The 21,986-nt window shown below is 32.5% G+C and carries 19 protein-coding genes; 12 read left to right on the top strand and 7 right to left on the bottom strand.

All coding sequences use genetic code 11. The features are described from left to right. Positions 1 to 17 precede the first annotated feature (17 nt). Complete coding sequence (gene msrA, locus LJY17_RS02110) at positions 18 to 590, bottom strand: peptide-methionine (S)-S-oxide reductase MsrA (RefSeq protein WP_413614517.1); 573 nt, start codon at positions 588 to 590, stop codon at positions 18 to 20. A 176-nt stretch (positions 591 to 766) separates the two neighbouring features. Between msrA and LJY17_RS02105 the strand changes: the two genes are divergently transcribed. Continuing rightward, the gene (locus LJY17_RS02105; RefSeq protein ID WP_264542219.1) at positions 767 to 1,459 is read left to right on the top strand and encodes an ABC transporter ATP-binding protein; all 693 of its coding nucleotides are present in this window, start codon (positions 767 to 769) and stop codon (positions 1,457 to 1,459) included. 98 nt (positions 1,460 to 1,557) lie between these two features. On the opposite strand, the gene LJY17_RS02100 is transcribed toward LJY17_RS02105, so the two are convergent. The 4 genes from LJY17_RS02100 to LJY17_RS02085 form a co-directional block, all read right to left on the bottom strand. After that, positions 1,558 to 2,520 carry a transporter gene (locus LJY17_RS02100; RefSeq protein WP_264542218.1) on the bottom strand — a complete coding sequence of 321 codons (963 nt, stop codon included), beginning with the start codon at positions 2,518 to 2,520 and terminating at the stop codon, positions 1,558 to 1,560. A gap of 4 nt (positions 2,521 to 2,524) precedes the next feature. Next, positions 2,525 to 3,565 carry a cytochrome-c peroxidase gene (locus tag LJY17_RS02095; RefSeq protein ID WP_264542217.1) on the bottom strand — a complete coding sequence of 347 codons (1,041 nt, stop codon included), beginning with the start codon at positions 3,563 to 3,565 and terminating at the stop codon, positions 2,525 to 2,527. A gap of 59 nt (positions 3,566 to 3,624) precedes the next feature. Continuing rightward, the gene (locus tag LJY17_RS02090) at positions 3,625 to 4,434 is read right to left on the bottom strand and encodes an MbnP family protein (protein WP_264542216.1); all 810 of its coding nucleotides are present in this window, start codon (positions 4,432 to 4,434) and stop codon (positions 3,625 to 3,627) included. Between the two features lie 213 nt (positions 4,435 to 4,647). Then, positions 4,648 to 4,998, bottom strand: coding sequence for a hypothetical protein (locus LJY17_RS02085; protein WP_338441804.1), 351 nt, complete (start codon positions 4,996 to 4,998; stop codon positions 4,648 to 4,650). A 164-nt stretch (positions 4,999 to 5,162) separates the two neighbouring features. Here LJY17_RS02085 and LJY17_RS02080 point away from each other — a divergent pair, with 164 nt between their 5' ends. Further along, positions 5,163 to 5,927, top strand: coding sequence for a TIGR02757 family protein (locus tag LJY17_RS02080; protein ID WP_264544871.1), 765 nt, complete (start codon positions 5,163 to 5,165; stop codon positions 5,925 to 5,927). 84 nt (positions 5,928 to 6,011) lie between these two features. Beyond that, positions 6,012 to 8,309, top strand: a complete 2,298-nt coding sequence (locus LJY17_RS02075; protein ID WP_264542214.1) for a GAF domain-containing protein — start codon at positions 6,012 to 6,014, stop codon at positions 8,307 to 8,309. Here the strand turns inward: LJY17_RS02075 and LJY17_RS02070 are convergent. Beyond that, positions 8,306 to 9,496: a Pycsar system effector family protein gene (locus LJY17_RS02070; protein WP_264542213.1), complete on the bottom strand. Its 1,191-nt coding sequence runs from the start codon at positions 9,494 to 9,496 to the stop codon at positions 8,306 to 8,308. The genes LJY17_RS02075 and LJY17_RS02070 overlap by 4 nt on opposite strands. Before the next feature lie 27 nt (positions 9,497 to 9,523). On the opposite strand from LJY17_RS02070, the gene LJY17_RS02065 reads away from it, so the two are divergent. Next, complete coding sequence (locus LJY17_RS02065) at positions 9,524 to 13,258, top strand: metallophosphoesterase (RefSeq protein ID WP_264542212.1); 3,735 nt, start codon at positions 9,524 to 9,526, stop codon at positions 13,256 to 13,258. Here the strand turns inward: LJY17_RS02065 and LJY17_RS02060 are convergent. Further along, positions 13,255 to 14,124, bottom strand: a complete 870-nt coding sequence (locus LJY17_RS02060; protein WP_264542211.1) for a hypothetical protein — start codon at positions 14,122 to 14,124, stop codon at positions 13,255 to 13,257. The two genes, LJY17_RS02065 and LJY17_RS02060, sit on opposite strands and share 4 nt — an antisense overlap. Before the next feature lie 157 nt (positions 14,125 to 14,281). Between LJY17_RS02060 and mnmE the strand changes: the two genes are divergently transcribed. The 8 genes from mnmE (at position 14,282) to LJY17_RS02020 (ending at position 21,878) form a co-directional block, all read left to right on the top strand. Then, entirely contained in the window at positions 14,282 to 15,736 is a 1,455-nt protein-coding gene (gene mnmE / locus LJY17_RS02055; RefSeq protein ID WP_264542210.1) for a tRNA uridine-5-carboxymethylaminomethyl(34) synthesis GTPase MnmE, read from the top strand. 219 nt (positions 15,737 to 15,955) lie between these two features. After that, entirely contained in the window at positions 15,956 to 16,330 is a 375-nt protein-coding gene (locus LJY17_RS02050) for a helix-turn-helix domain-containing protein (protein ID WP_264542209.1), read from the top strand. A gap of 4 nt (positions 16,331 to 16,334) precedes the next feature. Beyond that, a complete protein-coding gene (locus LJY17_RS02045; RefSeq protein WP_264542208.1) occupies positions 16,335 to 17,429 on the top strand; it encodes a site-specific integrase in 1,095 nt (364 codons plus the stop codon). A 2-nt stretch (positions 17,430 to 17,431) separates the two neighbouring features. Beyond that, positions 17,432 to 18,427 (top strand): DUF6617 family protein, encoded by a 996-nt coding sequence (locus LJY17_RS02040; protein ID WP_264542207.1) that lies wholly within the window; start codon positions 17,432 to 17,434, stop codon positions 18,425 to 18,427. Between the two features lie 203 nt (positions 18,428 to 18,630). After that, on the top strand, positions 18,631 to 18,933 hold the full coding sequence (locus tag LJY17_RS02035; protein ID WP_250581928.1) for a helix-turn-helix domain-containing protein: 303 nt from the start codon (positions 18,631 to 18,633) through the stop codon (positions 18,931 to 18,933). Next, the gene (locus tag LJY17_RS02030) at positions 18,930 to 19,214 is read left to right on the top strand and encodes a helix-turn-helix domain-containing protein (RefSeq protein ID WP_264542206.1); all 285 of its coding nucleotides are present in this window, start codon (positions 18,930 to 18,932) and stop codon (positions 19,212 to 19,214) included. The genes LJY17_RS02035 and LJY17_RS02030 overlap by 4 nt, the downstream gene beginning before the upstream one ends. 1 nt (position 19,215) lies before the next feature. Continuing rightward, positions 19,216 to 20,121 (top strand): BT4734/BF3469 family protein, encoded by a 906-nt coding sequence (locus tag LJY17_RS02025; RefSeq protein WP_264542205.1) that lies wholly within the window; start codon positions 19,216 to 19,218, stop codon positions 20,119 to 20,121. Then, entirely contained in the window at positions 20,118 to 21,878 is a 1,761-nt protein-coding gene (locus LJY17_RS02020; RefSeq protein WP_264542204.1) for a DUF3987 domain-containing protein, read from the top strand. The genes LJY17_RS02025 and LJY17_RS02020 overlap by 4 nt, the downstream gene beginning before the upstream one ends. Positions 21,879 to 21,986: the final 108 nt, after the last annotated feature.

The raw sequence follows: 21,986 nt of genomic DNA, 5'->3' as shown, positions 1-21,986 counted from the left end.
AACAAATCTAGTGCCAATTATTTTTTTAATTTATCCTTGAACTGCTTCTTAACTTTTTCAACTTTAGGTGTTATCACATAATGACAATACGATTGATCCTTGTTTTGATTGTAATAATTTTGATGATAATCTTCAGCCACATAAAATTCTGATGCATTGCTTACTTTTGTAACTACTTTTTTTCCAAATGTATTTTCTTTGTTTAAGAGATCAATGTAAGCTGTAGCCAATGTTTTTTGTTTTTCATTGGTAGTAAATATTTCACTTCTATATTGAGAACCTACATCATTTCCTTGTCTATTTATTGTCGTTGGATCGTGAGTAGCAAAAAATACTTCTAATAATTCTCCGTAGGTTATTTGGTTAGGATCAAAAACTATCTTTACGGCTTCGGCATGACCTGAATATCCTGAACAAACTTCTTTATAGGTTGGATTACTTGTTTTCCCTCCTATATAGCCAGGTTTTATACTTTCGACTCCTTTAAGTTGCAAAAAAACTGCTTCTGTACACCAAAAGCACCCTCCTGCAAAAATAGCTATTTCTTTTTCTTTTTCTAAATTCATATCTTGTTTTTCTAATGAAGGCATTGGTTTCGATTTTGATTCACAACTCAAACTTAAAAGTGATAAAAAAAGTGCAACAAATGTTTTCATAATTACAATGTTTACTCAAATTTAACCAAAAGTGAAACCTAAAAAAACAACTTAACAAAACTTTATTTGATGTTCAACAAATTCTTTGTTTCTTTGTGAAAACAGATAGTATGATTACGGCCAAAAATATTCACAAATTTTATGAAAACTTACACGTTTTAAAAGGTGTAAACCTACATATTAAAAAAGGTGAGATTGTTTCTATTGTTGGTGCATCTGGTGCTGGAAAAACTACATTGCTACAATTATTAGGCACTTTAGACACTCCAAAACTTTCAACGGGATCAGACATACAAATTAACGGTGAAAGCATTTTAAAAATGAATGATGCCACTGTTTCTAAATTTAGAAATCAAAATTTAGGATTCATCTTCCAATTTCATCAATTACTACCTGAGTTTACTGCTTTAGAAAACGTATGTATTCCTGCCTTCATTGCTAATAAACCTAAAAATGAAACAGAGGCTGAAGCTGAAAAACTACTTACCTATCTTGGTCTTAAAGAAAGAATGCATCATAAACCCAGTGAACTTTCTGGTGGTGAACAGCAAAGAGTTGCAGTAGCTAGAGCTTTAATAAACAGACCCGCAGTTATTTTTGCCGATGAACCTTGTGGAAATTTAGATTCACATACGGCAGAGACTTTACATCAACTTTTCTTTAAACTTCGTGATGAATTTGGTCAAACATTTGTAATAGTAACTCATAACGAGCAGTTAGCAAACATGGCCGATAGAAAACTAGTGATGGTGGATGGTCGAATCAAAGATGAGATTTTAAATTCGACATCTCTTTCAATTTAAATAACTATTTTAAATTAAATAGAAAAATACATATAACTTTTACAATTTCATTAAAAAAACCACCTAGAAAAGGTGGTTTTTAAAAAATTAATTTGATTTCATAAACTATAATTTACATTTACACTCCAACGGTATTTAGCTTCAACTCTACCTTTAGCTAAATTTTGATTAATCGGAAGCATAGTGTTAAATCCAAACGATAGTTTATTTTTTCCTAATTCACAACCTAATTTTCCAAACAAAATATCACCCGAGGTATTTCTAACTATTTCAGAATATTGACGGTTGCTTGCATAAACCTCACCTGCAAAACCTAACTGTGGTGCAATTGATAATTCATCTTTTTCAAAAAGATAGAAGAAGGTACTTGAATAATTAAATTGGTTACCAAATCTGTAATATTTATCATTTTCAGTTTTGACAGTATAGTTCAACATTGTATTTAAGCCAAGCTGCTTCCTTTTAATAATGTATTCTGTTGCCAAAAGATAATCCCAACTACCAGTTCCTACCTGAAAACTTGGGTTAACATTACCAGCATTGGCTTGGTCAAATTTTCCTGTTGGTGCTTTTATCCCACCACCTACTTGCAAAGTATGAACTAAAAATGTACTGTCTTTATGTGTTTGATATAATCTATACATAGCTAACACAGTAATATCTCCAATTCCGTTAATTTCTTGGTTACCAGCTTTAGATTCACGATTATGAGATTGATAAGGAACTAATGCTGAAATTTGAAAGTTTGTAAAAATGGGTATTCTTGCCCAGACTTGAACTGTATTAAAATTTTCTTTATACCAAGGTGAATTACTGTATAAGCCGTCAGTACTTCTGTAGCTTTGATTAAAATACCGCACTCCAACGAAATTGGAATTTAACATTGAAGCAAATCCCATACTTCCACCACTTGCAGAACATCCACAGGCATCACACATCAATTTTTCTGGAAAAGCATAATATTTCCTGAACGGATTGGGGTTTGTGTTTGATAAACTGTCTTTTTCTGTCGCATTTGTAAATTGAAATACAATCAGCAATATTAAAACATATTTTTTCATTTCTTTAAAATTCTGAAAATCGCTTATCGGTTAGATATTGATCATCTGTTAATGTTTTTAAAAAGGCTATGAGCTTAATTTTTTCACTTGTAGACATTGGAATGCCTAAATTTCCATTATTGTTTAAACTCGGGTCAAGCGTTGAAGAATTAACTACTCCTGACGAATAATGATCTAAAACTGCTTCGAGCGTAAAAAAACGACCATCATGCATGTAAGGCTTTGTTTTTTCAATATTTCGCAAGCTTGGCACTTTAAATTTGTATTTGTCCTGCTCCAGTAAAGTTACACGATAACGACCAATATCATTAACTAGTGGATTGACCGCTAATCCATTATTTCTAAAAGAATTATCGGTAAACAAATCAGTGGCATGACAGGATACACACTTCTGATTAAAAATAGCATAGCCGTCAAGTTCTTCCTGAGTTAAAGACCCACCTGATTCATTCCTGCGATACTTGTCAAATCTGGAATTGGAAGAAGTTACCATCACTAAAAACTGAGCCATAGCTTTAAGCATGTTTTCTGTGTTGATTGGTTTACCTGGGTAAGCCAATCCAAATAGCTTTTTGTATTCTGCATCAGAATTTAACATTGCTACTATTTGGGTAAAATTGCCATTCATTTCCACAGGATTCGTAATCGGGAGAATTGGCTGTAAATTCAAATGTTCCGTTGCGCCATCAAACATAAATGTATTTTGAAACGCCAAATTTTGAATTGAAGGAGAGTTTCTTATCCCGCTCAATCCATTTACACCATGACTAACCGTGTGTCCATGATGTGTAAAAGCATACTGTTGTTGGTGACAAAATCCACATGATATTGTTCCGTCTGAAGATAATCTTCCGTCATAAAATAACTTTTTGCCTAACTCAAATCCCTTTACAGTTATCGGATTATTTTGCAAATCATAAGCTAATGGCGGGAAATTACTAGGTATTTTAAAATCAATCGGAATATCCTTATACTCGTCAGAATCATCACTTGAACAACTCCACAATAAGGACAAAATGAGCAATACTAAATATTTTGCTTTCATTTTAATTCTATTTATAAAAAAGCTGTAAGCAAATAAATGCCAACAGCTTTTAATTAAATCTAGTCGTTATGAACGTGGTTCACAGTGAACATGTTGGATAAGTTAGCAGTGATAAGAGCCAAGTTCGAACCTGACATAATCATTGCTCCCATTCCGCCCATATTATTATCCGATAATTTTATTTTATTTGTTCCATCAATAATTTTTGCAACATCAGCAAAAATATGGACATCTGGTGTAATGTTAGTTCTTACCAAAGCTTTATCAGGAAAATTTAAAGTTACTTCTTTATAATTATAATCTGCTCCAGATTTCCCTGTATGTATCATAAATTGTGTTGATGTAGTAACACTTGAAGAAGTAAACATACCTTCAAAAAGTAAATGTTTATAGCCTGCGCTCCAACTCCAAGCCATGTCCTCATCTTGAGCATAAGCAAAGAAATCTCCTTGAACTGTTTGACCTGCATTGTATTGTGCCTCATCAACTCCTATACCAAACTTGATCTTAGTATAATTTCCAGCAGGAATATTTTCTAATTTCAAAACACGAGAAGCCTCATTTGCTTCACTAACAATGAAATAACCTTGAGCTTTTGGATAAACAAAAGTTGATCCGTCTTCTTTTGTCAAAACGATATTGCTAATTATATATTTTACATCCGATACGTTTAGGGTTTCACCTTGAGAGGTAACATTTGCCTGCGAATTAAGAATTAAGTCAGCGCTTCCAAAAACATTATCATATTCAACATCTAATTTTCCAGTTCCAGTAATATTATTTGCAGGATTTTCATCATCGTTTGAACAAGAAACAAATGCAAGAGCCATTGCCATCACGGCAACTATATTTTTTAATTGAAATTTCATCTTTTTTGTATTTTATTATTTATTGTAAAAGATGGAACTTGGCAAACAAAAGTCATTATAAAACAACTTGAAAAGCCTCGTTTCATTTTTTTATTTATTAAAGTTTATAAGAATTTTGTTCGGGAAATAACTCCCAAACGATTTTGAACACAAACACTTTGGCAACCTATACAGAATAGGAAGCCTTTAAAGCACATATTTTGTTCAAAAACTTTAAGAAATAATTGAAGGTGGATGAAAAGAAGTTGAACAGTCCAAAAAACTATACAAATTGGAATATTTTGAATTTAATTCATTCATAAACGCTACTAATGGCTGTGAGATTGAAACGGCTTCAATTTCTTGAAAAAACAGCACCTCAACTTCTTTAACTATTAGTTTTTTATCTGAAATCGGCTTTTCTTCTTCAGAAGATTTTGCCAATTGGCTCATAAGGTAACATTTTCCGTCACAACCAATGATTGGCTTTTCCTTATTTACACAGAGTACTTTTGATATATACTCATAATTGACAACATACTCAACAAAAGGTATAAATGGTTTGAGTAGGATAAATGATGCCAATATGAATAGTGTTTTTTTCACAATGCAAATATAGATTGTTTTTTTAAACATATATCAATAACTCAGAAATTTAAAGTAACATAAAAAGAATTTACTTTAAATAACCTGCTTTAATATTTTCAATTAAGTCTATTTTTGCATTTGGAAAAGTCAAATTAATGATATTGAAACAATTTGAATTAAAAGAATTTCTTGATGAAAAAGTGGAATTATACAACAATCCAAATTTCATCGAAAGTGATCCTATACAAATTCCACATCAATTTAATTTAAAAGAAGATATTGAAATTGCTGGTTTCTTAGCATCGGTCATTGCTTGGGGAAATCGAAAAATGATTATCAAAAATGCACAAAAGATGATGGAGCTAATGGGAAATACTCCCTATGATTTTGTCATGTCACATGAAGAACATCATTTGGAAAATTTGCAAAGCTTTGTACATCGAACCTTTAATGGTCAGGATTTTATAAGTTTTATTAAAGGATTACAAAACATTTACACTAATCATAATGGTTTAGAGAATGTCTTCAGTATAAATACAGCAAATAATTCAACCCAAAAAGCCATTTCTGAATTCAAAACTACTTTTTTTGAAATTCCACATCTTCAAAGGACTCAAAAGCATTTACCTAATCCCAATATTGGTTCAGCAGCAAAGAGAATTAACATGTACTTACGCTGGATGTGTCGCCAAGACAACAAAGGAGTCGATTTTGGTATCTGGAAAACTATCCCTACTTCTGCCCTATCTTGCCCTCTAGATGTTCACTCAGGTAATGTAGCCCGTAAACTAGGATTACTTATCCGAAAACAAAACGATGCCAAAGCATTGCTAGAATTAGATACAAACCTTAGAAAACTTGACCCGAATGATCCTGTAAAATATGACTTTGCATTATTTGGTTTAGGTGTTTTTGAAGGATTTTAAACATATTTAGTTAAGGTAAACTTAAATTGAAATTCCAGTTACATGCTTATTTAGTAACTTTGATGAAGTTTTTTATCAAAAAGCATGAATTTTAGTGAATTCCCGGAAAATCCGTTTCAAATAAAAATTTCTTTTCATAAAGTTTTAGAAGCTTTAGAAGAAATTGCCAACTCTGATGTTGATTACAGATCTAATTACGCCAAAGCATTACTAGAAAAAACAGCACCATTCCCAGAATTGCGTAATGGAATAACCAGTATGCGACAAATAGATGATAATGCTGTATTGATTAATCATTTACTGGCAGATTTATTTCCAACAGCTTTAACCAATAATGAAATTAAAGCGGTTACTATCCCTTTTGTCAATATTACTTTCAACTATACGGAAAGGTTTAAAAAAATACTTAAAGATGCCGGAACTGATTTCGACATGAATATTCGTGATTTTGATGAAAATCAGTTTTATATCATGTGCTGTTGTCTTATAATCAACATGCAATACAAACAAAATTTTGATTTCAGCAAACCTTTATTTTATGATATTCCAGATGCTCTAGGCATCATGAAACACTATCGCATTTTATATAATGCTGATTTTCTTGAAATACTCCCAACAGAAAACTCTATACATCTTACACAGGAAGATATTGATTTATTAATGGATAGTTTTGACAACATTGATATCTGGAAAGAAAAATTTCCCATTGACAGTTGGATTCTAAAAGGTTTTGGTATAGTAGTACTTTTTGACGCTACAACTGAGAATGCAGTTTCAAATCTTAAAAGTACTTTATTAAAAGTAGCTGATGAAAACGAAGATTTTAGTGAAATTTTAAAAGGAATACTCAAATCTATATACAAAATAAAAGATTTACGTATTGGCTATACTTCTTTTTCTCAAGACGAAATAAAATTCAACACTATGGAAAAAGAGAAGAAAGTAGATAGCTTCTTACTCTGTGGTACTACCGAAATGAAATGTCAAAAAGCATTGAACAGTGATATTTATAAGTCTTTAGTAGAAGAAAAAAACTACGTAGCTATTTCTAATGTGAGTAAATTTGCAGCAATAGCAGAAAATGCATTCTTTGGTTATCATTTACTTTCACAAAATGTTATGAGCTGTGTGTTTGCTCCAGTTGTAAAAGATAACAATTTACTAGGTGTTATCGAACTGGTTTCTTCTAAAATTGGGGAATTAAATAGCTTGAATGCTCACAAGTTGGATATTGTTATGCCTTTTATTGTGGATACAATAGATCGTTATAATTCAGATGTTCAGAATAAAATTGAAGCAGTAATCCAAAAAGAATATACTACAATACATCCAAGTGTTTACTGGAAGTTCCAGAAAGAAGCCCGTAAATACATTATAAACGAACATTCGAGTCCTGAATACACCTTCAAAGAAATAGTATTTAAAGATGTGTACCCATTATATGGACAGATAGACATCAAGGAATCCTCAGACACAAGAAACAGAGCCGCTCAGGAAGATATTAGAAATCAATTAAGGTCTTTAATTCAGATTATTGAAGCGTTACATGAAAAAACAAAACTTCCAATATTAGAACAACGAAAATTTGAATTAGAAAGCTATTTAAATGATTTGTTTACTAACTTAAAAGCTGATACTGAACAACAAATTCAGCGTTATATTGAAACTGATATTCATCCCATCCTTAAAAATGAAAATGAAGCCGAAAAGGTGCAGGATTATTTTAAGATGATTGATGAAAATACTGGTACTTTTTATCAGGAAAGAAAAAAGTTTGATGCTACACTAACAGCCATCAATAAAAAAATAAGTGTTGTATTAGACAATAAACAGAAAGAGGCACAAGCAATCTTTCCGCATTATTTTGAACGGTTCAATACCGATGGCGTAGAACACAATTTATATATAGGCAATTCAATAGCGCCTAATGGAAATTTCAACTTGAATTATCTTTACAATATGCGTTTGTGGCAATTGCAGGTACTGGCTGAAATGGAAAAAGAACATTATGCCCTAAAAGACACATTACCCTTTCAATTAGAAGTTACTTCGTTGATATTGGTGTTTAGTTCTCCAATCACTATTCGTTTCCGTATGGATGAAAAACGTTTTGATGTAGACGGTTCTTATAATGCACGTTACGAAGTAGTCAAAAAACGCATCGACAAAGCTTTAGAAAAAAACACCAAAAAACGTATTACTGAAAAAGGAAAAATCACGATTGTTTATTCACATTCTCATGAAGAAAAAGAATACACAAAATATATTGAATATCTTCAATTCCAGAAAATTCTTGAACCTACTGTTGAATTTCTTGAAGTTGAAGATTTACAAGGTGTTTCTGGATTGAAAGCGATACGTGTTAAAGTACTTTTAAATTAGATTCCAGAAGTTTTAAAAGCCCATACAAAAGCAAATACTGAACAGATTATTCCAATCATAAAAACGGTATAGGTTGTACGCAATAATTTGTATTTACGGTTTAATACAAGGCCAAGGTAATACAAGTCTTTAATCATTGAATTGTACAGATAATCGCGATCTTTCATCATTTCATTTACCGCCCATTGGTATTCATCTAACGGCATTTTATAGAAATTACCAAAGAACAAAAGATTTACCTTTTTGTCTTCTATATCCTGACGTGTGAATGTTCCGCTTGTGACTTTAGGTCTAGTGGACATAATAGCAAAAATGATTGAAATCACACTAAACATTAATAGAATAAAAGTAGGCACAATTAAATGTACATTTCCAGGACTGTCTAATTTTGGAATTAGGGTTGATAATGCAATAGAAATAATAATAGCATTAACCGAAAGAAGTATATTCGCTTTACTGTCTGCTATTTCACTAAGACGAGTATGATTACTCAGTGTAGTTCTAAACATTGTATCAATACCACGTTCAGGACGTTCCAGTTTTTCCAATTTCTTCTTTTTAATTTTAGACTTGGAAATGTTTTCTATGTTTCCTGAAAGCTTTTGTATTTCTTTATGTAATAACAAAATATTTTTATCCTTTACTGGTTGCCATTTTTCTTTAGCATAATCCGTAAAATAACGATGGCAACTTACTAGAATCCTTCTGTTTTCTGTCATCCATTCTAAATCGGTGTATTCTTTTTCTTGAGTAAGCTTCCATTCTTCGCGCAATAATTGACAAGTTGCTATATAATCCTCACTAGCAAAATGGCTATAATCTGCATCTTTAATGATTTTTTCTAAAATATTTTGAGGCTCATAATTGACTTCCGTTGCACGAATCAATGAAGCTACTTTATCTATAAACTCTTCATCTTTATTATTATCTAAAAGGAATTGTTTTACTATCACAGCACTGGCTTCTTCATGACTGGTAGGACCTTTTATATATCCTGTATCGTGAAACCATGCTGCTACAAGAAGGGCTTCGGCATCGTTATCATTGACTTTTTCATTAGTAATCAATATTCTGGTAGCCGAAACTACTTTTTGAGTATGATTAAAATTATGGTAAGTATATAAATTAGAAAGATTATCTTTGAGTAATTTGAAAACAAAGTCTTCTGCGTGTTGAATAAAATTCATACAATGATCATTTAATACTACTAAATTATGAAATTGTTTTGGGTAAACGAATCAATCAAACAAAATTATAAACTGTTTTGCTATTCTTTAACCTCTCTACTGCTTACTGCCTGTGCTACACACAAAATTCAATTAGGTAAAAACACATCGAATGAAATTACTGAAGAAAAACAGGATACTATAAAAAATAGCCATACACTGTATTTAATTGGTGATGCTGGAAATGCTGATGATGAACAAACCCAGAAAACTCTTTCTCTTTTAAAAGAAAGACTGGATAAAGCCGATAAAAATGCGACATTGTTATTCCTTGGAGATAATATTTATCCATTGGGAATGCCTGCAGATAAAAATAATCCTGAAAGAACGGCTGCCGAAACGAAACTTAGCAATCAATTAAAAATAACCGAACAATTTAAAGGAAAAACCATTTTTATTCCAGGTAATCACGACTGGTATCACGATTTGAAAGGATTGCACGAACAAGAACTTTTTGTTTCTACATACCTAAAAGAAAAAAAATCCTTCTTACCTAGAAAAGGCTGTGGTATAGAGAATATCAGTCTAAGCAATGATGTTGTTTTAATCACAATTGACAGTCAATGGTATTTGGAAGACTGGAACAAACAGCCTTACATTAATGATGATTGCGAAATCAAGACAAGAGATAAATTCTTTGAGGAATTTGAGAGTTTAGTCAATAAAAACCAAAACAAAACTACTATTATTGCCATTCACCATCCGTTATTAACAAACGGTCCACATGGTGGGCAATTTTCATTAGAGAAGCAAATCTTTCCATCAAAATACAAAGTTCCTCTACCTGTTCTAGGCTCTTTTATCAACTTATTGAGAAAAACATCAGGTATTAGTCCGCAAGACTTACAAAACAAACAATACACAGCTTTTGTAAACCGTATAAAGCCAATCATTCAAAACAGAGACAACATTATTGTAGTTTCTGGTCATGAACATAATTTACAATATATTGAACACGAAGGCATCAAACAAATTGTTAGTGGTTCAGCCTCAAAAAGAGAAGCTGCAAGAGCCATTTACCCTAATAACTTTTCATTTGGAGGTAATGGATATGCTGTTCTCAACATAAAAAACAATGGTACTGCAGTGACTTCATTTTACAGTACCGAGGACAACAATGAAAAAGAAATCTTTAGTCAAGAAATTATTAAAACCGAAAAAGGAGATGAATTAATCTATACTGGATTAAACAACAAAGTCGTGGAAGCTCCTATATATCCAACGAAATTGACTAAAAAAAATGCTTTTTACCGCTTCCTGTGGGGAAAACATTATCGTGACTATTACGGTATGCCTATTGAAGCTCCAATAGCGCAATTGGATACGCTGCATGGTGGGCTAAAACCAAACATTGCTGGTGGAGGTCATCAATCATTATCATTGCGCTTAAAAGACAAAAACGGTAAAGAATATGTAATGCGTGCCTTAAAGAAAAGTGCTTCGCGTTTCCTGCAAAGTGTTGCCTTTAGAGACCAAAACGTAGAAAACGAGTTCTATAATACTGCTGCTGAAAAGTTTATTTATGATTATTACACTACTGCACACCCTTACACTCCATTCATTATTGGGGATTTAGCTGATAATGTTGGTATTTATCATTCTAATCCAAAATTGTTTTATGTTCCAAAACAAAAACTGTTGGGGCAATACAATGACACTTTTGGAGATCAATTATACATGATTGAAGAAAGACCAACTGATGAACACAAAGACTTGGAAAACTTCGGAAAGCCTGATGCAATTGTAGGATCTGATGATGTTTTTACCAATTTAAGAAAAGATGAAAAGTATAGCGTTGATGAGGAAAGCTACATAAGAGCTCGCCTTTTTGATATGCTTATTGGCGATTGGGACCGCCACATTGACCAATGGCGATGGGCCGAATACAAAAAAGACAACAAAATTATTTACAAGCCAATTCCAAGAGACCGTGATCAGGCATTTGCAAAAATTGATGGAAAACTACTTTCTTTATTGACCAATATTCCAGCGGCAAGACATATGAAATCATTTAAAAAAGAGTTCCCTAGTGTGAAATGGTTCAACTTTGCTGCGAATTCATTAGACAAAGCTTTTATAAAACAGAATAATCGCGAAGTATGGAAAAAGCAAGCTAACTATATTGTAACTCATCTTACTGATGAAGCTATTGATAAGGCTTTTTCTAACTTACCAAAAGAAATCAGAGATGATCACACAACAAATGAAATAAAGGAAAAACTTAAATATAGAAAAAGTCAACTTGAAAGTTTTGGATTAAAATACCAAAAAAGATTGGAGGAAAATGTGCTTCTTTTGGGTACCGATAAAAAAGACAAATTTGTCATTACTCGTATGCCCAAAGGGAAATCGGAAGTAAAAATAATCCGAATGAAGAAAGACGGAGAAGCATTACAATTCAGTAAAATCTACAACAAAAAAGAAACCAAAGAAATCTGGATTTATGGCTTGGACGATGAAGATATTTTTGAAGTTAAAGGTAATGCAGAAAATCCAATACTGATCCGCTTAATAGGTGGACAAAACAACGATACCTATGTTATTGAAGAAGGCAACAAAGTAAAAATTCACGATTTTAAATCGAAAGAAAACACAATAGACAATAAAGACAATGCTTGTGTTGCTTTATCAGATGATTATGAAATTAATGAATACTATTACAAAAGAGCACTTTTAAACGCAATGAGAATAATGCCTTCTGTTGGTTCTAATCCTGATGACGGAGTAAAACTTGGAGTAGCTCTAAATTATACTAAATATGGGTTCAACAACAATCCGTACCAACAAAAACATCAATTTAAAGGTAATTATTACTTTGCCACCGAAGGTTTTGAATTGTTTTACAAAGGGACTTTTGCAAAAGCTGTAGGAAATTGGGATTTTGTGATTGATGCTAGGTATACCACTCCTAATTTCAGCATCAATTATTTTGGATACGGAAATCAAACTTCAAATAATGATGAGGAATTCGGAATGAATTACAATCGTGTAAAAATACAATTACTAAAAATAGCTCCTTCATTAGTCAGAAACGGAAGAAACGGAAGTACTACACAAATTCAACCCATTTTCGAAAACATTGAAGTAGAGAAAACCACTAGAAGATTTGTAAATCAACTAGGTAACAATGTAAACGAAAAGATTTTTGACTATCAGCAATTTGCCGGAGTTGATTTCAAGTATGGATACGAGAATTACGACAATACTTCTAATCCTACTATGGGAATGACTTTTTCTGTACTGGCGAGTTGGAAAACTAATTTAAGTGATTCAAAACGTAACTTCCCTTACTTGGAAGGAATTTATGGAATAAGTCATAAGCTTACTACAAACGGTGCTTTGGTATTAGGCACTATGTTAAAAGCAAAAGCTGTTTTAAACAATAATTATGAATTTTATCAAGGCGCTACCATTGGTGGTGACTACGACTTGAGAGGCTACCGTACAGAACGTTTTTTAGGAAAACAATCGTTTCTACAAAGTACCGATTTACGTTTGAAAATTGGTAAAATACGTCAGAGTATCGTTCCTATGCAATACGGAATATTAGGAGGCTATGATTACGGACGTATTTGGCTCGATGGTGAAACTTCAAACAAATGGCATCAGTCTGTTGGAGGTGGTTTATGGTTGAACGGAATTAATACTGTTACGGCCAGACTTACGTTTTTTAATGGTTCAGATGGTAATAGAGTTGCCTTCGGGTTGGGTTTTGGATTTTAGTTCTTAAGTTTAAACTCATATACTTTCCCTCCTGATTTCTTTATTTTCTCATCTGCAATTAATAACGCCGAATTGCTTTTAAATGTTATGGCTTCTTTTTGGGAGTAATGGTTTAAAGGCAATTCTGTTTTTTTACCATCAAAGAAATGATCCTCTTTAAAATTTTCAAATAGCCAAACAGCATTGTGACTCAGCAATGCCAACTTTTGCCCGTCATTGCTTATATCGGCAGCTGTAATAGCGCAAGTATTAAATTCTGGACAAGTAATAAACGAACCAATTTGCTGGGCAGGTTGATTACCTGGTTTGTTAGGGATTTTATACAACGCTACTCTGCCATCTAAATTCTTACTTCTGTTTTTTGTAAAGAGATAAAAATGGTCTTTGAACACTACAAAAGCTTCCACGTCAAACACTCTTTCAGTCTTTTTTGGTGGAAATTCCTTTTGTTCTGGATAACTGAATGTTGTTTTGGACACAGCTTGGCTTTGCTCCTGCCCTAATGAATCTTTACTGATTTTATAAATGCATAAATCAGTGCGGTCGTTATCATTATTACCAAAATCTCCTATATAAATATTACCTTCAGTATCTGAAGCCAAATCTTCCCAATCTGTGTTCGTGGCATTGCTAATTATTACACTATGAATAACCTCCCCTTTTTCATCGAGTTCATACAATTCGTTTTCATTACCACTGTCTTCAATAGCCCATAACTTATTGTTCACCCACTCTATTCCGGAAACTTCTTTCAATGATTTAGGCAAAGAATATAGTACTTCAGGCTCATTCATCTCTTGTTTTTCTTGACATGAAGCTGCTGATATCATTAAAAGTAAGGTTGCCGAAAAAAGAAGGTATTTCATGATACATTTATTTTATAGCTAATTTAGGGATAATTGTTAATTATGAGTTATGAATTGGCTTACTATTATATTTTTTTGGCAGTAATTAGAAACTTATTGTTCTGTATCAAACCGCAGGCAAATCCTTATCTTTGCAAAAAATTAGATTACTACTACTATGATTCCGAATGATACTATTGTTGCTTTAGCTACGCCATCTGGTGCTGGTGCTATTGCTGTGATTAGAATTTCAGGCAAAGAAGCTATTGCTATTGCCAATCAGGTTTTTAAATCGGTTCGAAATAAAGACTTAACGAAACAAAAATCACACACATTACATTTGGGTCATATAATTGACCCTTCCACAAGCTCAGGGCAAGGAGAAAAGACTTTAGATCAAGTGCTGGTTGCCGTATTTAAAGGGCCAAACTCGTATTCTGGTGAAGATACTGTTGAAATTTCTTGTCACGGTTCTACTTTTATCCAACAACAAATCATACAATTATTGCTTCGTAAAGGCTGCCGCATGGCACAGGCGGGTGAATTTACCTTACGTTCTTTCTTAAACGGAAAAATGGATTTATCACAAGCTGAAGCTGTTGCTGATTTAATTGCTTCGGACAATGAAGCCAGCCATCAAATTGCCATGCAGCAAATGCGTGGTGGTTTTAGTAATGAATTGGCTAAGCTACGTGAAGAATTGTTGAATTTTGCTTCGTTAATTGAACTAGAATTAGACTTTGCAGAAGAAGATGTAGAGTTTGCCGATAGAAGTCAGTTTGTAGACTTATTGAATAGAATTGAATTCGTCTTGAAACGATTAATTGATTCGTTTGCTGTTGGTAATGTAATTAAGAACGGTATTCCTGTAGCTATTGTGGGTGAACCCAATGTAGGCAAATCGACTTTACTGAATGCTTTATTAAATGAGGAACGTGCTATTGTAAGTGATATTGCGGGAACGACACGTGACACCATTGAAGACGAATTGGTCATTAACGGTATTGGTTTTAGATTTATAGATACTGCCGGAATACGTGAAACGAAAGATTATGTAGAAAGCATTGGTATCCAAAAAACATTTGAGAAGATTGAGCAAGCACAAGTAGTATTGTATTTGGTTGACGGTTTACAGTTAAAAGCTAACAATCAGCTGGATGTTTTCATAAACGAAATTGGAAAAATACAAAACCAATATCCTCAAAAATCATTAATTGTTGTCGTTAATAAAAAAGACTTAATACCTGTTGAAACTTTAACAGCAATAAATAACCGAATAGCTGCATTCCAAGAAGAACTATTAGCGGTTAACCGTAAACTGTTTACTAATTTTATTTCTGCTAAAAACAAAGAAGGTATTGAAGAACTAAAAAACACTTTACTATCGTTTGTAAACACAGGTGCTTTACGAAACAACGAAACCATTATTACCAATACCAGACATTACGATTCACTACTTAAGGCTTTGGAAGAAATTCAAAAAGTGCAATGGGGTATGCAACAAAACTTATCATCTGACCTTATGGCGATTGATATCCGCCAAGCATTGTATTACTTTGGAGAGATTACTGGTGAAGTAACTAATGATGAGTTGTTAGGTAATATTTTTGCTAATTTTTGTATCGGGAAGTAACCACACTTCTCTTTATTGTTAAGCATCTGTTTTTGTTGGGTTTACGGATTTTTTTCTTCCTTTATTTGTTGCCAAACTGCCTTTTTTTAAATATATTTGTTGTTCAATTGTTGCCATAATATCATTTTTGTTGCCCAAATAACCAAATGATATAAAGTAGAGAAATAGTGCTACATATTGCTACACTTCGCTACCTATTGCAACATAAAGCAACATTTTATGAGCAGTAATATTTCTATTCCAAAAGTATGTAATCATTGTGGCAAAACTTATATTGCCCACAAAACCACTACAAGGTATTGCAGTCACAAATGCAATTCCAGAGATTACAAATTAAAAGCCAAACAGGATAAGATTGAAAAAACACTACTGGAACAACAAAACATCATTGTTTCAAAGAATGAAACTCAAATCTTAAATCCAAATTCTTTACTAACTAAAAGCTATTTATCAATCCAAGATACTGCCGACCTCATCGGTGTAAGTCGTTGGACTATTAATAGGATGGTCAAACGTGGAGAATTACAAATTCACAAATTTGGAAGAAAGAAAATTATTCAGAAAGAGCAAATAGAAAACCTTTTTAAATCTTAACACTATGAAAGTTACACTAAGAGAAAGATTAAAAGGTAATAGCATCAGTTTATATCTTGACTATTATCACAAAGGAAAAAGAAAAAACGAGTTTTTAAGACTATACCTCAACCCAGAACCTAAAACAAAGGCTGAAAAAGATGTAAACAAAAAAACACGAGAGCTTGCAGAAACTATTCGAGCACAAAGACAAATAGAAATGCAAAACGGAACTTTTGGCTTCCATGATATTGAAAAGCTAAAAGGAAGTTTTACATCCTATTTACTAAAGCTTTCTGAAGACCGTAATACCAGTGATGGTAATTATGGTAATTGGGATAGTATGATAAAGCACTTTAAAACCTTTGCTCCTTACGATGTAAGCTTTCAAGATTTAGATAGAAAGTTAGTAGAGAATTTCAGAACCTATTTAGATTCTAAAGCAGAATCCAAAAGCAAAAAGAAACTTTCTCAAAACTCTAAATATTCTTATTTCAATAAATTTAAAGCTGCACTAAAACAAGCGGTTAAAGATGGCATTATAAAAACCAATCCAGGTGAAGGAGTTGATACCTTTAAGCAAGGAGAACCGCAAAGAGAATTTCTAACTTTAGAAGAATTACAAAAATTGGTTCCAGTAGAATGTGAACTGCCAGAACTAAAAAAAGCCTTTTTATTTTCAGCTCTTACAGGTTTACGTTGGTCAGATATTGAAAAACTAAAATGGTCTGAAATCCAACACTCTAATGATTATGGCTATTACATAAGATTCAGACAAAAGAAAACCAAAGGAGCAGAAACACAACCAATCTCAGAACAAGCAGTAAGCTTATTAGGAGAACGCAAAGAACCTGATGATAAAATCTTTGATGCTTTGAATTATAGTGCTTGGTCAAACCTAAAATTACAGCAATGGGTTTATAAAGCAGGTATTCATAAAGATATTACGTTTCATTGTGCAAGGCATACTTATGCTACATTGCAATTAACACTGGGAACTGATATTTATACGGTATCAAAAATGTTAGGTCATAAAGAATTGAGAACCACTCAAATTTATGCTAAAATCATTGACGAGAAAAAACACGAAGCAGCCAACAAAATTAAATTAGATTTCTAGTTATGAGTAAAGATATTATTAATGATCTAATCTATGTAAATCCTGTATCAAAAGACAACAGAACAGATGTAAAGATTAATGAAGAACTAAAAAATTTAGTAAAAGAATATCCTATTGCAACTCCTCTTTATGAGATTGAGTTTAAAAAGGCTATTACTCCTATTCGAAAATATTACACGGAACTAATAAAAAACTTCATTACAAGTAAGCTGAACGAAATAATTTCAAACAGCAAAACAGATAAACTAGAGGAAGAATATCAATATTTATATGTAGTTGCCGAAAGCGGTATAAAACAATATTTTAATTTCATTAGAGAGCATATCGAAAATAATAATCTTACAGAAGATTTATACAAAAGTCCTTCCAGAGACAAAAAAAGCGATGAAGCTTATGTAATTCATTTTATGAAATACAATTGCATAATGTTATTTATGGAACTTCAAGAACGTTTCAAAGGTAAAGCCGAGTTTGAAATAATGGAATTGGAAGAAATACAAGAAACATATTTATATGAAGAAGCTTCAAAAGATTTAGTAATCAAACCATACGAAGGCAGTCCAATTCATTACACCGAGAAAATCAAGGAAGACGCAAAAGCTTTCAATCCTATTAAAGGAGATTTAGAAGACAGACGTGAAAACAATAAAATAATCAAATTTGATGATTTAATTGCCAAACCTGACCAATTTGTAATTCATGAAAAAACATTGAATGAATACGGCATAATCGATAACGAATATGACTTTATTTTCAAAAAAGGAAACAAACAGCTTTTAGCTGCATTTATATTACAACTAAAAAACAAAGGCTACTTCAATGAGTTTACTTTCCCGGGCAGAAAACCTATTAGAGATTCTAAAATAACTGATTTTTTTGCTCACAGGTATGGAAACAACAGCGACACAGACAAAGAATACCGAAACTTTAAAGGCACAAAAGCTTTATTATTTAAACAATTAGTAGATAAAACCTATTGGTTAGACAAAATATCCTAAAATCAAAAAGTGGTATTATCAATTCATAATACCAAACCATAATACCAAAAAATATTTTAACCTATTTATTTTCAATAGGTTACTAATACCATTTTTTCCTTTTTCTTCCTTACCAAAGTGCCTACCCTACCTTTGAAACGTAGTTGAAAACCAACTATGACATTTGGCCAGATGTCCATTTTAAATTAAATCTTTTAAGGAAGATGGACACTAATATTTTAGAAAAATTAGAACGCATTGAAAAATTGCTAGAAACACAGCAGGCAATGCAAAAGCAAGTACTAAACTTTAACGATGCTTGCATTTATTTAGAACTTTCCCAGTCACACTTGTATAAACTTACGAGTACTGGAAGCATTCCTCATTACAAACCTAATGGGAAAAAACTGTATTTCAATCGCCAAGAACTTGACAATTGGCTTTTGAGAAACAGAAGCAATTCTATTGACGAAATCGAACAAGAAGCAGCTAACTACTTAATTAAGAAAGGGAGGGTGCAATTATGATAGAGTTAATGGACTTAGCAATGGAAATGTCAAAAGACATTCAATATTTGAAAGCTTATATAGAAGCCTTAAAAAATCAAAAAAGAGGAAAGTTAAGTGATGAGTGGTTAGACAATCAAGAAGTACTACAAACACTTCATATAAGCCCACGAACACTTCAAACCTATCGTGACAATGGTACACTGCCATTCAGTAAAATTGAAGGTAAATTCTATTACAAATCAAGTGATATAGAAAACCTTTTACAGAGTAATTATACCAACAAATCAAAAGACAAGTAGTATGATTACAAAGGAAAAAATACTGAACAAAACACACTATGGTATAAATATCTATGCGTTTATATTGAGACAGTTTTATCCTAACGCTACCGTTCTCTCTCTTCATGGGAGAGAATGTAGTGTTACTTGTAACCCTTACAATCAGGATAAAGAAACTTTATTAGTTAGTATCGTAAATAATTGTGCAACGCATAAAGATGACGAAATTTTGGATTTTCATGGAGATGTCTTCGACTTTGCTCAATTGTATTTTCAGTGTAACAATCAAACAGAATTACTTCAAAAAATAAATAAAGTAATGCATTTGAGAATTGATACAGAAGAAACAAAAGAGTGCAATTACATTGAACAAGAAGATACAACTTGGTATGTTAAATGCAGTTTTTACAAAGCTCCTGTAATGAATGTATTTCCATCGAAAGAATTAAAATTAAGCGAGATATACGATTTAATTACAAGCAATACTTATGAAAGCGTTACAAACCATTTAAGAACGATTACAGACCCAAAAGAGAAACGAAAGTACAAAGCAAAGCATTTTGATTATGTAACCTTCTCAGGAACTTTTACAAAGCGTAACGATGATGATTTAATCAAACATTCACTATTAATGACAATTGATTTAGATCATTTGGAAAATCTAAACCAAACTAGAGAAATGTTATTGAAAGATGAATATTTTGAAACCGAATTACTTTTCAAATCTCCTTCCGGTGATGGTTTAAAATGGATTATAAAAATTGATTTAGAACAAGCAACACATCAAGAATATTATACCGCTGTATCTAATTATTTAGAGCAGCAATACAATATCAAAGTCGATGCATCTGGAAAAGACATTTCCCGAGCTTGTTTTTTATGTTATGATTCCGAAGCTTACATTAACCCTAGACACACAACAAAATGAATAAGAAAATATTTAATCCAAAAGAATGGCTAGAAGCTCCTGCAAAGCAAGAACCTCAACCAAAACAAATACCTACTCCTGTTGTTTCCGACAATCAGTTTGAAAACTATTTACAACAAATTGAATACACAGGAACCGACATAACACAGGGCTACGAGAATTGGAGAAACATTGGCTTTGCACTAGCTGACGAATTTGGCGAAATGGGTAGAGACTATTTCCACAGAATAAGTAAATTCAATAGTGCTTATGATTACAAAGAATGTGATGTACAATACAACAATTGCTTAAAAGCTAAAGGAACAGGCGTTACAATGGCTACAATCTATTATTTAGCACAACAGAACAACATTAAAATACATAATGAAAAACCAATAGTAAATAATGAAGTGACGGAAGTAAAAATAGAGAAAACACCAGTATTTCCAAATCATATTTACGACACCTTACCGCTATTCCTAAAAGATTGCGTTAAACCTGCAACCACAAACGAGGAAAGAGATATTTTGTTATTGGGAACACTCACAACATTAAGTGCTTGCCTACCTACTATTTATGGTATTTACGATGGTAAAAAAGTAATGGCAAACTTGTATTTATTTGTAACAGCTCCAGCATCAGCAGGAAAAGGAAGGTTAACCCAATGCAAACAATTGGTGCAGCCTATACACAGATTAAAGCGAGAACAAGCCACTTTAATAAAAAAGGAATACGAAGCTAACCTTGCAATGTACAACCAAGAAAAGGGTAAAAATCCAAATGCCGAAAAACCTGCAAAACCACCCGAAAGAATGTTGTTCATTCCTGCCAATAATAGTACAACAGGAGTATTTCAATTGTTGTTTGATAATAACGGAGAAGGATTAATTTTTGAAACCGAAGGAGATACATTAGCACAAGCATTTAAAAGCGATTACGGTAATTATTCCGATGGTTTTCGTAAAGCGTATCATCACGAAACAATAAGCTATTATCGTAGAACAGACCGAGAATATGTAGATATAGAAAACCCATGTTTATCAACAGTATTATCTGGAACACCAAAACAAGTTTCAGCTTTAATACCAAATGCAGAAAATGGTTTATTCAGTCGTTTTATGTTTTATTACATGAACATCACACCTATTTGGAAAAACGTATTTGAAATTCAAACCACAAATGGATTAGACGATTATTACAACGAATTAGGTGGACAATTTTTGGAGTTCTACAAAGCGTTAAACAACAACCCGAGTATTCAAATTAAATTGAGCCAAAGCCAACAATTACAATTCAATGAATATTTTTCAAAAGTGCAAACCAAATATCTGAATATTCAAACCGATGATTATATTGCTACCATCAGAAGAATGGGATTAAATGCCTTTCGTCTAATGATGGTAATCACAACTTTACGAATCATGGAAGACGGCGATTGTTCCACTACTAGAGAATGTGAAGACATCGATTTTCAAAATGTACTCGATGTAGTAACGGTTTTGACACAGCATAGTAGCAAAGTGTTTAACGATTTACCTGTTGAAACTCCAGTTGCCACAAGAACAAACCGTAAAGAAAAGTTCTTGGAAATGCTTCCCGAAGCTTTCACAACAACAGACTATTTAGCCATTGCAGAGAAATTAACTATTCCTCACAAAACTGCCGAAGGCTACATAACTGCATTTGCAAAAGCAGGATTAATTCATAGAGAAATGAATGGAAAATACCGCAACATGAGTAAACAAGAAAATAAGGATTTTAAGGGAAACTTGTATTAGTTTCCCTTATTCCCTCAAACCCCTCAACTAACTAATAACTTGTGGATAACTTTTTATTTCCTTTGCTTATTTCTTTCTTACTTTTTCCTACATTAGACAAAATTTGAC

The sequence above is a fragment of the Flavobacterium hankyongi genome (assembly GCF_036840915.1).
In the GTDB taxonomy this organism is placed as follows: Bacteria; Bacteroidota; Bacteroidia; order Flavobacteriales; family Flavobacteriaceae; genus Flavobacterium; species Flavobacterium hankyongi.
This window is presented reverse-complemented; position numbering and strand designations above follow the sequence as displayed.